We start from the raw sequence: 13,847 nt of genomic DNA, 5'->3' as shown, positions 1-13,847 counted from the left end.
TCGAAATCCTTTTGCGATAGCCGCCGCTACTTCTTTTCCATCACGCACTGCAAAGGATGCTGGTGCTTCCGGGCAAAGTCCATGACCTGGGTCACTTTGGTTTCCGCCACCTCGTAGGTGAATATACCGCACTCACCCACGCCGTTCCGGTGCACATGCAACATGATGCGGGTGGCCTCCTCCCGATCCTTGTTGAAAAAGCGCTCCAGAACATGGATGACGAACTCCATCGGCGTGTAGTCGTCGTTCAGCAATAGAACCCGGTACATACTCGGGCGTTTCGTCCGAGGCTTCGTCTTTGTAAGCAGGGCAGTTCCGGGCCCTTCCGGTCCGATTGAATTGCCACGGCGACGTTCAGCCATGCGCGTCAGCATGGCATTGGTTTCATCGGCACTCGTAGTCATCCTGACCATGAAGCAATCGATCGGAACTCATCTCCACCACCTGAGACCAGCGCCTCAGCGTCGTCCCACGACCCCGCTTCGCTCCCTCACCCGGCTAATCTAGTGTCGAGACGGGCGAGGCGCCAGTGCGTTCACTACACGCCACCGTCATCATCGCCTGAAACGGGACCGGCGAAAAGCTGCCGAAAGGCTCCCAGAGCCTTGGAAACACGACAAAAAAAGCCCGGCAAAAGCCGGGCTTTTTTCACTTCACGATCTAGGTCGGTGGTTCACGGTACCGAAACGCGTTCGTCGATAAGGTCGACGATCATCCGGCCCCGCGCCTTGCGGCTCAGTTCGCCGGCGACTTCACCTTGGCGTAAAGACCCTCGTAGGGCTTGAACACTTCCTTCGCGAGATCTGCATAAAGCTCGCTCAACTTGGTCGACTGGGCGACGAAGCCCTCGTAGGCAGTCTTGAGGTAGTCGGCCTGGATCTCGACGGCCTTGTCGAGGGTCTTGCAGGCTACGAGCTTCTCGAGCGTGGCCGTGCCGTCCTCGAAGGACTTCTTCGAATAATCGGCCACTTCCACGGCGATGTTCTGGGCGCCCTTGGAAACGGTACCGAAGGTCTTCAGCGTCGCCTCGACCTGCTCTTTGCCGTACTTCTGGAAATTCTCGAACTGGATAGACATGCGGTAAGCCTCCTCCGCCCCTAAGCGGCGTAAACGGTGGCAGCCTGCGCCCCCCACGGGCGCCCTACCACTGATCTCGTTGATGCTATATAGGTGCAGCGCACAATGAGTGTCAAGGAATAATGTTGCGGTGCAAAATAGGATCAAATGTGACGAATAGTCCCGATCGCGAGCCGCCATCGAACGGTAAAACCGCCCCCCGGACGGGCGCTACCGAGCGGCCCGTCCCCCGAGCCCCTCAGACCCTCGCGTCAACGCAATGTCAAGCTTAACAAAAGATGAACATTCTCTTGTTTTCTAATAACTTAAGTCGCCCGCTCATTAACTCATCCGTAACCGCATGGACCTAGCGTTGTTGACCGTGCCGCGCATGTAACGGTTCGCGTGAACCGAGGCGCAGAGTAGAGTTTTCGAGTTGGGGACAGACACATGGTCTGGGGTTGCGTAGCGGCCAAACGTCACCGCCCTGTCGCGCTTGCCGGCGTTATCGGCATTGTTGCGTCATTGACAATTTTGACGACTTCGCCCGCCGAAGCGCGAAAAAAAAGGGCGGCGCCAGCCTATAATCCCCCCTACGCCGCCATGGTGGTCGACGCCAAGACGGGGCGCACCCTCTACGCGAAGAATGAGGACGAACCGCGTATCCCGGCCTCTATCACCAAGGTGATGACTCTCTATCTGCTGTTCGAGCAGCTGGACCAGCGCCGCATCAGCTTGAGCACGCCCCTGCAGGTCTCCGCCAAGGCAGCCGCAGAACCCCCGACTAAACTCGGCGTCCGGCCCGGCACCACAATCAAGGTCGAGGATGCCATCAAGGCGATGGTGACGCTGTCCGCCAACGACGTGTCCATGGTGGTCGCCGAAAATCTGGGCGGGTCGGAGAGCCAGTTCGCACGGATGATGACCGCGAAGGCACGCGCGCTGGGCATGAGCCGCACCACCTTCTACAATCCCCATGGCTTGCCGAATTCTCCGCCGAACATCACGACGGCGCGAGACCTGATCGTGCTCGGTCGCGCGATCCAGGAACGCTTCCCCCAATACTATGCCTATTTCGAGACCCGCTCCTTCCAGTACGGCAGCCGGACGATCCGTAGCCACAACCGGCTTCTCGATCGTATCGAAGGCGTCGATGGCATCAAGACCGGCTATACGCGCGCATCGGGCTTCAACCTGCTGACCTCCGCGAAGTCAGGCGGCCGCGAGGTGGTCGCCTCGGTGCTCGGTGGCCGCTCGGCGGCGTCGCGCGACAACATCATGGCAGACCTCATCACGAGCAATCTGCCGCATGCCTACGCCGGCGCACGCCAGTCCTCCGCTTTGGCCTTCGCGTCGGCTTCGGAGTCCCGAGATACCGCAAAGCCTGTCGCGGTCGCCTCCGCTGCCCAGGATGCGCTTGAAGAGACGACAAGCTCCATTACGCCTTCGCGCCAGCCGAAGGCCATCAACCTCGCCAATATCAGGCCTGTGGTTGCTTCCGCGTCAGGCTCCACGGCAACACCGTCCCAGAGCATGCAGTGGAACCGCAGCGCTCCCGCCGCCATGGCCCCGCCCGCACCGCGTCCCGAAGCGCCGGCGGCCAAGGCACCTGCCGCCAAGGCGCCTGCAGCGACGGTCGTCGCCAAGGCCGAGCCAAAGGCGGAGCCGCGTGACGAGCCCGCCAAGGTCACGCGCGTCAGCGGCTGGGTGATCCAGCTCGGCGCAACCGCGGACGCCGACAAGGCCAACGACATTCTCAACCAGGCCAAGTCCAAATCCCGCAGCACGCTCGCGAAAGCTTCGCCCTTCACCGAGAAGATCACGAAGGGCGGCACGACACTCTATCGCGCCCGCTTCTCCGGCTTCGACACCGACAGCGCCCAAGCCGCATGCAAAACATTGAAAAAGCAAGGCTTTTCATGCTTCGCCACGCGCGGGTGATCTGAGGGCGAAGCCCGCCTGAGCCCGGTTGGCATCCTGGCCACACGAGGGCGTCGATCCGGACATTCAACAGGACGACCGGGACAGTGATGGATTGCCCCGGGACACCGCCGAAGCCGCCATTTTCGTGTGACGGCGAACCCGCTGTCGCCCCACCCCCCTGGGTAGAGGTCGATGCGAAACGCACCCGAATATGGTACTTATCTCTCCCCGCTGATGAATGAGCGCTAGTTATGACGGTTCAGCAGGACATCCTTGGCTTGGTTCACCCGGGACGCGAGATACGTCGAGCCCCCTTGGTCGGGATGCAGTTTCTTCATCAGAGCCCGATGCGCGCCACGGATCTCGTTCTCACTCGCGCCGGCAGCAAGACCCAATATCTGAAGCGCCTCTTCCTGCGTCATCGAGCGATCTCCGCCGCCGCTCCGCGCGTGAAGGTCCGCCTGAGCGTATTCACGCCAGCTGGGAAATCGGCGATCCAGATAAGCCTCTAGAAGCCGGGCGCCTTCAGGATCGGCACTCAGCGCCGCATCGCGCAGGGCAACGAGTTCCTCTTTCGTAAAACTCCCGAGATCACGGCCGGCGTAAGGCCCCCCCAGCACGTGGCCGGTGAGATCCCCTGTATCGTGGTCGAGCTCCATGGCGACGGTGACCGATCGGACAGAGGAGCGTCTCCCAGGCTGTGGCTTGGCGCCGCGTTGCCCGCCGGGCCAGTAGGCACCGAGATTGCCGGGAAGATAGAACGCCCCGCCATTCACCATCCACCAGCCGAGCCCCGCCAGCGGAATGGCCATGTCGAAACGGCCACGCAACAGGAGGAGCGCCGCAACGCCCAGAGCAGCGACACCCCCGCCCCGCCGAAGCAGGTTGGCGAGCTTCTTGGGATCAGCCTTGGCGTAGTTCCGCCCAAGCCACCAGAAAAACAGAAGCGTAAGACAGCCCGCGGCCAGAAAAATCATCGCGCTCCCCCGAGTGACGCAAGCAGCCGCCGCGCTTCCGGCTCTCCGCTCGCCAGGCGCGTCAAGCCTGCGACACCGTCGCTGGCATAAGCGGCGGCCGCGCGCAGCAACCCAGCTAGCGACTGTGGCGCGCGCAGGTCAAAACTTTCATGCACGCCGCCCGTCAATCTCGCGATCTCGGCGAAGGCTTGACCCGCGACGGGGTCATGCCCCTCCTGGAACACAAACGCCTTCACCCCGAGCAATCCAAGTTTGCCGGCGGATGCACATAGCGTGTCGATGTTTTCCTCCATGGCGTCACCAACAAAGACAAGGGCGCCGACCCGTGCTTTGGCGGCCTGAGAGGCGGCGTGATCGAGCACGCGCCCGATCTGCGTCTGTCCACCGCGACAATCGATCCGTTCCATCAAGCCCTTCAGCGCGGCAGCGCTTGCAAGCCATCGCGAGGCCCGGCATTCATCGAGGCCGCGGAAATAGACCAGCTGGATGTTAAGACCACTTTGGGCCGCCGTGACGTCGAACATCTGCGCCTGCAACCGACAGGCCATGTCCCATGTCGGCTGGCGGCTCAGTGTCGCATCCAGCGCAAAGATAAGCCGCCCCCCATGCGCGCTATCCGTGAGAGCTCTCGCCTGCGACAGAAACAGGTCAACGTCCGCTGCCTTGCTTGCGACCGGCGGCTTGCTGCCGCCCGTTGCCGTTTTGTCAGAAATGCTCGCCTCCCATGCTTCGCGCCGCAGCTCTTCTCCCTCCTATATCGGAAGGTCGCCTGCCAATTGCATGCGGATGGCGGGATTCGACGCCGAAGCGCAACACCCCCGCCATCGTGGATAAGGCGAGAGAAGCATCACGGAAGGTGATGATCGACTCGGGCCTGGGTCAGCGCCCATAGGCACCTTCCACCCTGACCCGCCCGTTGATACGGATCTCCGTGTCGCCGAACGTGAGGGCATTGCCTTTGCGTGTGACTACGCCCGAGGCCTGCGGCGCTCCACCAGCGAGGCCGGCGTCACAATTGCGCGACGGGCGCGTCTTCCGCGCGTCGGCGCGAGCTGCCGCACTTTTCGACTTTGACGCATCGCCGACGGAACGCGGCGCGGCGGACACGCCAGGCAAGGCTTCCGGCCCGATACAGGGAGCTGCCATTGCCGGCAAGCCTGTCAGGCAACAGGTCAAGGCGATGACCACAAGGCGGGAGACCATGACGCGAACTCCGAAGCAGCACACGGCGAGTTTAAAGCATCGCGCTGAAAAGTGTACGCGGTTGCCGACGGAATTCGGCGTCCAACCAAAGAGGGGTTTAGATAGGATCGCGTCGGCGCATCCGCCTTCTCGGGACATGCCGCGCTGCCTGGGACACTGCAGCGTCGCAGCTGAGCTTGCAGGAAAAACTGCATCGACGAGCGCTGCGCTCAAGCCCCCCTCCTCTCCGGAGTGCAGAACGTTCAGAGAAGCCCCAGTGAGGCAAGCTCGCGTCGCATCGGTTCAGGCATGTCATCGATCGAGTCCGCGCCACCGGCAAGATCATCGGGAGAATCCTTTGCCGCGAGATAGCGCCAGCCTTGGAAGGGACGCATCGGCCTCGGCCTGACGCGAACGACTGTGGGCTCGAGCACCAGCGCGCAACGGCCGATGCCCTCCTTGTCGGTGAACACCCGCAGATCCGTGAGCTTCTGCCGGCAGGAAATCTGTCCCTTGATCACCCAGTAGAGCGATCCGCCATCCAGCAGCTCATCAACACGCTTCGGTGCCATGCGCGTCACATGCAGTTGCTCGACGGGCTGGCCGAGACGCTCCTTCTCCGCGAGACGCCTGGCGATCCACTCTTCGAGTTCCTGGATCGTTTCCACGCCGACACAGAGCTTGATCAGATTGAGTGCCATGTTTCCATTGTCATGAACGCGCGCCATCAGACAACCTGCTCGGCGCCGGCGCCGGTGGATAAGCCCGATGAGATCGCCCTATTCGGACGATGGCGTCTTTGATGTGATCGATTGGCTCGACAGCCACCATCCATCGCCTTCCAGGAGGCAGGAGGCCGGTTCGACCGGTTTGCCGGAGAACAGCGTGCGCACTCGGGCGAGACGCCCATCGGTCCATGCGGCGGCAATGTGGGGGCTCGCGATATCATCATGCCCGCCGACCAAGGGGATGAACTGCACCGGCCCAAGGCAACGCGCCTCGAAAACCTGCGGATTCTCAGTCGCCCTGACGATGAGCATCACCCCGCTCCCATCATCGCCCGTTAGCGGAAAGATCAGGCGCCCTGTGGGATTGAGCGCATTAAGCCAGGGCAGCTGCGGACCGCCGGCGCCGGCGCTGACATAGATCGCGTCGGCCTGCGGCAAGGCGGGCGGATCCACCTCATCATGGAGAGCGACATTCGCGCGTTCGGCGAGATTGGTCTTTGCGAGGGCGGCCAGTCGGGGCTCGATCTCATAACCGTGAACCTGCCCCTCCGGCCCAACGACCTCGGCCAGGATCGCCGTATAATATCCGGTACCCGCACCCACATGAAGCACGGTATCCCCAGGCTTCAGGCGGAGGTTGGCGATGGCTGCGGCATGCAGGGACGGCTGTCCGTTGTTGATCCGCTGCAGGGGCTCGAGCGCCACCAGGACATCGCGGTAGATGTGGACGGGGTTCGCATCCGGGGTGCGCATGTAGCCGTCCGCCGAGCGAATGAGCCAGGGGCCCGGCCCGAGAAAACGTTCTCTCGGGACCTCGGCAAAAGCCGCGATGACCCTTGGATCACGTGGACGCGTGCGCTCCGCGACGCGCTCCGCAAAATCGCGGCGGACTGCATCAAGACCTTCGGGCTGGCTTGATTGCGCCATGGAACAGCCTTCGACAACAGGTGAAGTCAGCGCATTCCGGAGCCGGCGCCGGGCCCGACTGGAAGACCACAAGGGCCTTATCAGAACGACCTTTGGCCGCGGCTCCGGTGCGGTTTTTCTCGAGCGGACGGCGTCACGGGCTCCCGGTTCAACCCTGATCCCCGTTCACCCCCACCAAATCAACATGACGTGCTCAACGAGCAGCAACGACCATGATCTCGACGAGCACGTCCGGAGCGGCGAGCTTGGCCTCGACAGTGGCGCGGGCAGGCGTGTGGCCCTGCGGCACCCACGCGTCCCATACCTTGTTCATGTCGGCGAAATACCGGATGTCCGACAACCAGATATTGGCCTTCAGGATCTTGGTCTTGTCGGACCCGGCCTTCGCCAAGGTCTCATCGATCGCCGCCAGAATCTGCTGGGTCTGGCCAGCCGCGTCCTGCGTGCGGTCTTCCGCGACCTCGCCCGCCAGGAAAATGAGATTTCCATAGGCAACCGCTTCGCTCATTCGCGGGCCGACACCAAAACGCTCAATCGACATTGAATTCTCCTCGATAAAAAGTCTAACCGGTGCTCGGCCCGGCAATTGGACATGCGAAATGTCCGGATAGTTGTCTAGCGCAAATCCGATCAGGATTGGAAAAATCTGATCTCCGCCAAGTCGGTGAGTTTGCTCATCTATTTCTAGGCGCGGCTGACATGGCGAAACAGCGTGCGGTGCTTGGGGATCCCGCCCCCCTTTCCCCGGCTAGCCGCGCCCCACGAGCGGCATCTTGGTCGCCATCACGGTGATAAACTGCACGTTCACGTCGAGCGGCAAGTTTGCCATGCCAAGCACGGCCTCGCCCACATGAGCAACGTCCATCACAGGCTCAACGCGGACCGAGCCGTCGGCTTGCGGCACGCCCTTGGTCATCCGCATCGCCATTTCGGTGGCCGCATTGCCGATGTCGATCTGGCCACAGGCGATGTCATACTTGCGCCCGTCGAGAGAGGTGGACTTCGTCAGTCCAGTGATCGCGTGCTTCGTGGCCGTATAGGGAGCCGAGTTGGGGCGTGGGGCCGTGGCCGAGACGGAGCCGTTGTTGATGATCCGTCCGCCGCGCGGATCCTGATCCTTCATGATGCGGAAGGCCGCCTGGGTGCAGAGGAACGGGCCGGTGAGATTGACATCGACGACATTCTGCCACTGCTCGACCGTGAGGTCCTCCAGCGGAATGCCCGGAGCATTGACGCCAGCATTGTTGAACAGCACGTCGAGACGACCGAAACGCTCCCTCACGATCTCAAACAAAGCGTTCACCGAAACCGCGTCGCTGACGTCCGTGGGCACGGCCAGGAGCTGGTCAGGCTGGGCCGAAAGGCTGATGGTCTCGTTGAGCGCGTCGACGCGCCGTCCGGCCAGCACGACCGTGTAGCCATCACGGGCAAAAGCGAGCGTTACCGCGCGTCCCACACCGGAACCTGCCCCGGTCACCAGCGCTACCTTACCCCTTGCCATGCATTTTCTCCCGATCGCCTTGTCAACGCGGTATGAGCCGCATTTATCGGATGGTCGGCAGGAGAGACGCAAGACCGGTCATGCTGATGGGCGCGATTTTTGAAGGGCACCGCAACGTCGCAGGCTCAGTTGCTCGCTGCGGGCCTGTCGGAGCATCGCCTCGTTCCGGCCTTCGCGTCGGCGAGGGCATAGCGCTGACGACAGATGGTCGATGGGCCGCCGCAGCTCCAGCGCACCTTAGAGGAGGCTGCGCGAGTCCCCGAGGATCGTGGGACCGAACTGCTCCTCGAAGGCACGCCGCAACACATCGTCCACCTCTGGCATCGTAATCGGAATGCCGAGATCGACCAGGCTTGTGACCCCGTGTTGGGTCACGCCGCAGGGAACGATGCCCGAGAAATGCCCAAGGTCCGGTTCGACATTGAGGCTGATGCCGTGAAAGGTCACCCAGCGGCGCACGCGTATGCCGATGGCGGCGATTTTGTCCTCGGTGAGCGCGCCCTTGTCCGGGCGCCGCACCCAGACACCGACCCGGTCCTCGCGACGCTCGCCGCGGATATTGAAGCCGTCGAGCGTCGCGATCAGCCACTGCTCCAGCGCCGAGACGAACAACCGCAGATCCTGGGCACGCTGTTTCAGGTCCAGCATGACATAGGCCACCCGTTGGCCCGGACCGTGATAAGTATACTGGCCACCGCGGCCGGTATGATGCACGGGGAAACGGGTAGCATCCACGAGATCGGCGTCATTGGCGGATGTTCCCGCCGTGTAGAGCGGCGGATGCTCGATAAGCCAGACACACTCGGCGGCACGGCCTTCAGCGATCGCCGCGACACGCGCCTCCATCGCGGCCATTGCCACCTCGTAGTCAACCAATCCCTCAGTGACAATCCACGCGACAGGCGCTCCCGCCGTCGATCGCATCATCGTATCCGCCAGGCTATCGCGGGTTTGTCCTGACGTCGTCATGCCTGAAGTTGCCATGCCATTCTATTCGGATTGAAGTTGAGGAACCGCCGCCAAAGCAGTGATCCGCTTCCCGATTCCCATTCGCTATCCCGGACGGGCCGATCACGTGAATCGCGGCGCGGCACAAGTTCTCGCTGGAGACCCGACGATGGCCCCACAGTCTGGGACGATTCCATTCTTGCCAAATTGGTCTTCAATCAAGCTTTCCACAAGCCCCGATGACGAGCTGAAGCGCAGCGGAACGAAGGCTGACAAGGCTTTGCCCGAAGGAGCAAGGCGACAGACGCCAAGAAAGCGCAAGAACTCTTCACGAAAGCGTCTTGAGGCTCTTGTAGGCTCCCGATCGATCTGTTAGATCCACCCTCGCTTCGGTCATCAACCGCCGAAGCGATGCGGTCGTGGCGGAACTGGTAGACGCGCTACCTTGAGGTGGTAGTTCCCAAAAGGAGTGGAGGTTCGAGTCCTCTCGACCGCACCAACCCCCATCAGAGGGTTGGTGCAACGACCGAAGAATCCACGGTGAGAGCGAGACAATCGCCGGTAACCCTGGAAGGTTGAAGCCGATCAAGACCGAAGTCTGATCAAGCTCCCTTTATACCCCTTCACCCATGTCTTCACCATCTCCCGCAGGCGATGATGGCCTCTCTCATAAAGAGCCTGTGCATGGGTGCGCGGCTGATCGGGGCCAATCAGCACAGACCCCATCTTTCTCGTGGCATTCCACAGCCCTTGCACGAGATGGCCGTCCACGGTCGTGGCTGCATCCATGATGGCCACTGCGCTGCTGTCAGCGGCATCTGCACTCTCCTCATAGAACGCCTGCATAGCGCGAAATTCCAAAACGAGCCCGGGACTGTAACGCCGGTAGGCTTCGTCGTAGGTGGTTTTAGGCGTGAACATCGTATCGCCGGCAACGAGATTGAGGCTGACCGCGATCGGCTTGTCATCGAGCAGCAGGCTGTCCGTCACGGTCGTGATCCGCCCACGCCCGGCCATGAAGGCGAGGCGAGCAAAGCGAGCGTGCTGCGACCGGGCTAGGAAAGAACTGCCCGCCCGGCCCTTCCATCCCGCGTTCTCGATGGCAAGGAAGTCCTCGACGCGCTGCCGGATATCCGCGTCCTGGGTCGCTCTTTCGAAACGCAGCTTTCCCAATTCCTGGAGACGCCGCGTCGTACGCTGGACATCTTTGAGGCGCGCCTTCGAAACGAACTGCCTGCAATGAGCCTGGAAGCTGCCTGCAATGGCCGTCAAGCGCGGTCTCTCGTATTGGTAGATCGGCCGCAGCACGAGTTCATGCTGTCCCAGGACGCGGCGCCATCGCGTGATCAGCTGTCCCTCCAAGCCGATATGGTTGAAGCGCCACAGGGAGGGAAGCTCGCCCCGGCCGACGGCCACCGCCCATCGCTCCAATACGGCTTCAGCGTGGTTCCTGTGAACCAGCGGGGTGCAGCAAAACTGGTAGAGATTACCGGCGCCAACGGCGACGCCTCTCCCGCGTGGTCCGCGTCGATGAAAGGGAAACAGGCCCACGAGTTGCCCCGCCGCCGTCATCACGCCCATCCGGAGACCGAGATTTCGATCGATCGTCTGGAGCCCGGCAAGGACATAGGCGCGCCCATAGAACGGGTTCGGCTCCAGCGCGTGATGTGACAGCTCGTCCCAGCCGGCGGGATCGAGAGCACCGATCTCCCCGGCCTCGAGACATGTCAGGCCAATATCCGGTCGCGGCAAGCTGCCCGCCGCGAGATGCGGAGCGGGGCTTTGCGCCCCGTCCCCTTTGGGCGGATCCGCCACCCAACTCATGGCCGCTCCCCTGAAGTCGAAGCGGGCACCGGCATGTCGAGCTTTGCTGCGCCGTTTCCTGGGCGAGCCGCGAGCCAGCCAAGGCCAGCCGGAAGGATGAGTCCGAGGCGGCGATAGGCGACAGAAGCCATTAAGGCACCGCGCAGGCAAAGCCCGATCGCCATTGCCGCTGCCGCCCCCGTCGCGCCATAAGCGGGTATGAGGACGAGATGCGCCAGAAGGCCGGCAGCCAGCGCCGTCATATAAATGCGCGCGCAGGCGCGTTCCTGGCCGAGCATCGTGAGGACATCCTCCCCGGGACCAAGCGCGGAAGCGAGGAAAAGCCCGGCACACAGAACCGGGAGGTGCCCAGATGCCGCCGTGAACTCTGTGCCGAACAGGCCAAGGAGGTGGTGTCCCGCCAGGGAGAGGCAGGTCGCGCCCAGCCCGACAAGGACCGTCGCAGCGAGGGAAGTCCTCCCGACCAGCTTTTGCAGGCCTGCGCCGTCACGCGCTTCGCCGAGCACCGCATAGGTCTGCGCGGTTACGGCCGATGACGCATAGGGAACGTAGCCGAGGATCTGAACGAGACGCGTCGCCGCGAAATACAGCGCGGCCTCCTCGGCGGGCACGAAGATCGCGAGTACGATCATGTCCATGTTCTGAAACAGCACCTCGGCCGCTTCCACCCAAGCGATCGGCAAAGCGGTCCGCAACCATTGGGTCGGGCGGTAGAGTGGCCGCGCTCTGCGAAGCAGTGGCAGGACATGCGGAAGGATGAGCCAGGCCTGGATCAGGAGACTGGCGACCAGCCCGCCGATCGTGAGGCAAAGGACTGTGATTTCATCCGTGCTGCCGCCGAACAAGCTCAATGCCGCGAGCCCGAGAAGCAGTGCGAGATGACGCAGGAGGAAGGCTGGTGCGATGCCAAGGACCGGCCTGTCCAGACCGCGCGCGATCGCTTCGAGCAGATCCTGGGTCGCCAGAAGCGGTACGGCGCCAAGCGCCAGCGTACCGAGAGCCACATAGCGGCCGTCGATACCGGCCAGCGCCAGATGAAGGGCCAGAAGCCCTCCGCCGGCAAGGACAAGCGATGTGATCGCCACCATCGCGCCAGCCATTCGCAGCAGACCGAGCGCCAGATCCCCCGATCCCGCCGCGCGATAGACCGGCAGATGGCGATAGACGAGCTGACTCGTGCCGGCAGACGCCGCATGTCCAAGCAGCAGCAGCCATACCAGCATGACGCCGTACCGCCCGAACTCGTCCGGGCCGAGCATCCGGGCGGACATGGCCTGGCCGGCGAAGCCGAGGGCAGCGCCGGCCAGGCGGGCGCCCATCACAGTTGCGCCCTGTCCAACCTTGCCGAAGCCGGTGCGGGGCACGAGCGCACGGACCGAGGTCACGGTTGCGCGCAGCTTCACAGGACCTGCACCGCATGATCAAACAACGAGCACCAGGCAATGGCGCTCGCCGCCCGTTGACCGAAGCGCTCCCACAATCGTTCGCCAAAGTGATGGAGGCGATGGCGGGCGAGTCTGACCTGACTGACGATCGACCATAGATGGTCATTGCGTTTGACGAGGCGTTTCACCATGCCCTTGGCCATGACAAGAGGCGCGAGCATATGGCCGAGCGGGCTGGTGCCCACGACGCTGTCGAACAGCGGAACGGGATCGGTCCATTCGAGCTTGTAGGGAAAATCGCCCACGCCCATGTCGATGGATGTCACGCCGCAGGCGACGAGTTCGCGCAGGAGTTCCTGCATGAGAATGGCTGTCAGGCTGTATTTTGCGGCGGGCCCCGGTGCGGTTGAATTGATATACATGGAGTAGTGCGAACCGCAGAACGTGCCGCAGGCTGTCGCGACAATCTGCTCTCCTGCGTAGAGCGCATGAAAACACAGCGCCGGTCGCTCCGTGCCGAACGACTGGCGCGACGCTTCGAGGAAGAAGGATACGACCTCCTCACGCGCGAAGACATTGTCGATGCCCATCCGCGCGAAGCGCTGCCCACGCTGGGACAAGAAGGCGGCATGGATCGCGGCGAGCTCTGCGGGCGTCGTTGCCCTCCTGATAGCAATAGGCCCGAACAATTCGTTCAGCCGCCTCCTGCCACGCTCGATATTGGCGCGACGCTTGGCCCTGATGCGCCGGGCAAAGGTGCTGTCATCGATTGCGAGGCTGTAGAGATCATCGGATGCCCGCCAATGCGGCAGGACGAGCAGCGGGTTTTGCCGCTCGAACCAGGAGGGGGGCAAGTTCTTCAGATTGACCAGATCGAGCCGCCCGATCTCGCGCCGCACAAGGTCGAAAGCCGCGCGAAGCAAAGCGGCCGACAGGTGCGCCTCGGACCCATTTCCCATGATCAAGCAGCCGCTGCCCCCCAGCTCCGCTCCTATCAGCCGAGCCGTCACCACGCCGAAGCGTCTCGTGATGGCAAGGGGAAGCAGGGCAATCGGCCTTTGCTCCGCGAAAAAACCAACAGCCGCTATAGCCCGGCGCTCGTCCGGGACGGCGGTGAGGTAAGCCCGCAGAAAATCGAACCGCTGGTACGGGGTGAGAGAGCCGTCAGCTTCCAGTCTGCGCCAGACGCCTTCAACCGATTGCATGGACTGAAAAAGTTGCAGCGCGACAGGCAACGGTGCCCCCTCGATCGTCCCCACAGCAGGGCACTCGCCGGGAACTCTACCTATGATTTATTTCTGCATTGTTTCACAATTATAAGATGCATGACAGCATGACGCGCCCGGCTGCAGCGTCATTGATTTGCCACACCGATTTTGTCGTCGAAGCGGATGGC

14 protein-coding genes and 1 tRNA gene are annotated in these 13,847 nt (G+C 62.6%); 2 read left to right on the top strand and 13 right to left on the bottom strand.

Features of this window, described 5'->3' with window-relative positions; translation table 11 throughout:
* Positions 1–26 precede the first annotated feature (26 nt).
* Together clpS and KIO76_RS13330 are read right to left on the bottom strand one after the other, a co-directional pair.
* Positions 27–374 carry an ATP-dependent Clp protease adapter ClpS gene (gene clpS, locus KIO76_RS13335; protein ID WP_213325252.1) on the bottom strand — a complete coding sequence of 116 codons (348 nt, stop codon included), beginning with the start codon at positions 372–374 and terminating at the stop codon, positions 27–29.
* Between the two features lie 361 nt (positions 375–735).
* Complete coding sequence (locus KIO76_RS13330) at positions 736–1,077, bottom strand: phasin family protein (RefSeq protein ID WP_213323724.1); 342 nt, start codon at positions 1,075–1,077, stop codon at positions 736–738.
* Between the two features lie 429 nt (positions 1,078–1,506).
* Here KIO76_RS13330 and KIO76_RS13325 point away from each other — a divergent pair, with 429 nt between their 5' ends.
* The gene (locus KIO76_RS13325; RefSeq protein ID WP_213323723.1) at positions 1,507–2,997 is read left to right on the top strand and encodes a D-alanyl-D-alanine carboxypeptidase; all 1,491 of its coding nucleotides are present in this window, start codon (positions 1,507–1,509) and stop codon (positions 2,995–2,997) included.
* Between the two features lie 227 nt (positions 2,998–3,224).
* Here KIO76_RS13325 and KIO76_RS13320 read toward each other — a convergent pair whose 3' ends face one another.
* From KIO76_RS13320 to lipB, 8 genes are all read right to left on the bottom strand, one after another.
* On the bottom strand, positions 3,225–3,956 hold the full coding sequence (locus tag KIO76_RS13320; protein ID WP_249729594.1) for a DnaJ domain-containing protein: 732 nt from the start codon (positions 3,954–3,956) through the stop codon (positions 3,225–3,227).
* Positions 3,953–4,480 carry a VWA domain-containing protein gene (locus KIO76_RS13315; protein WP_502761855.1) on the bottom strand — a complete coding sequence of 176 codons (528 nt, stop codon included), beginning with the start codon at positions 4,478–4,480 and terminating at the stop codon, positions 3,953–3,955. Before KIO76_RS13315 ends, KIO76_RS13320 begins: the two co-directional genes overlap by 4 nt.
* 355 nt (positions 4,481–4,835) lie before the next feature.
* Positions 4,836–5,159 carry a hypothetical protein gene (locus KIO76_RS13310; RefSeq protein WP_213323722.1) on the bottom strand — a complete coding sequence of 108 codons (324 nt, stop codon included), beginning with the start codon at positions 5,157–5,159 and terminating at the stop codon, positions 4,836–4,838.
* A gap of 242 nt (positions 5,160–5,401) precedes the next feature.
* A complete protein-coding gene (locus KIO76_RS13305; RefSeq protein WP_213325249.1) occupies positions 5,402–5,839 on the bottom strand; it encodes a DUF1489 family protein in 438 nt (145 codons plus the stop codon).
* A gap of 78 nt (positions 5,840–5,917) precedes the next feature.
* Positions 5,918–6,793 carry a protein-L-isoaspartate O-methyltransferase family protein gene (locus KIO76_RS13300; protein WP_213323721.1) on the bottom strand — a complete coding sequence of 292 codons (876 nt, stop codon included), beginning with the start codon at positions 6,791–6,793 and terminating at the stop codon, positions 5,918–5,920.
* Between the two features lie 193 nt (positions 6,794–6,986).
* Positions 6,987–7,334, bottom strand: a complete 348-nt coding sequence (locus KIO76_RS13295; RefSeq protein ID WP_213323720.1) for a RidA family protein — start codon at positions 7,332–7,334, stop codon at positions 6,987–6,989.
* Between the two features lie 207 nt (positions 7,335–7,541).
* Positions 7,542–8,294, bottom strand: a complete 753-nt coding sequence (locus KIO76_RS13290; protein ID WP_213323719.1) for an SDR family oxidoreductase — start codon at positions 8,292–8,294, stop codon at positions 7,542–7,544.
* Positions 8,295–8,531: 237 nt separating this feature from the next.
* On the bottom strand, positions 8,532–9,278 hold the full coding sequence (gene lipB / locus KIO76_RS13285; protein ID WP_213323718.1) for a lipoyl(octanoyl) transferase LipB: 747 nt from the start codon (positions 9,276–9,278) through the stop codon (positions 8,532–8,534).
* 377 nt (positions 9,279–9,655) lie between these two features.
* On the opposite strand from lipB, the gene KIO76_RS13280 reads away from it, so the two are divergent.
* Positions 9,656–9,741: transfer RNA gene (locus KIO76_RS13280), tRNA-Leu, on the top strand.
* An 86-nt stretch (positions 9,742–9,827) separates the two neighbouring features.
* Here KIO76_RS13280 and KIO76_RS13275 read toward each other — a convergent pair.
* The 3 genes from KIO76_RS13275 to KIO76_RS13265 are packed head-to-tail and all read right to left on the bottom strand — an operon-like array spanning position 9,828 to position 13,710.
* The gene (locus KIO76_RS13275) at positions 9,828–11,066 is read right to left on the bottom strand and encodes a GNAT family N-acetyltransferase (protein WP_213323717.1); all 1,239 of its coding nucleotides are present in this window, start codon (positions 11,064–11,066) and stop codon (positions 9,828–9,830) included.
* The gene (locus KIO76_RS13270) at positions 11,063–12,469 is read right to left on the bottom strand and encodes a lipopolysaccharide biosynthesis protein (protein WP_213323716.1); all 1,407 of its coding nucleotides are present in this window, start codon (positions 12,467–12,469) and stop codon (positions 11,063–11,065) included. Before KIO76_RS13270 ends, KIO76_RS13275 begins: the two co-directional genes overlap by 4 nt.
* A complete protein-coding gene (locus tag KIO76_RS13265; RefSeq protein ID WP_213323715.1) occupies positions 12,466–13,710 on the bottom strand; it encodes a GNAT family N-acetyltransferase in 1,245 nt (414 codons plus the stop codon). The genes KIO76_RS13270 and KIO76_RS13265 overlap by 4 nt, the downstream gene beginning before the upstream one ends.
* Between the last annotated feature and the right edge of the window lie 137 nt (positions 13,711–13,847).

This window comes from Chelatococcus sp. YT9 (genome assembly GCF_018398315.1).
GTDB lineage: Bacteria > Pseudomonadota > Alphaproteobacteria > Rhizobiales > Beijerinckiaceae > Chelatococcus.
Note: the sequence above shows the minus strand (reverse complement) of the source record. Positions and strands in the feature narration are given on the sequence as shown.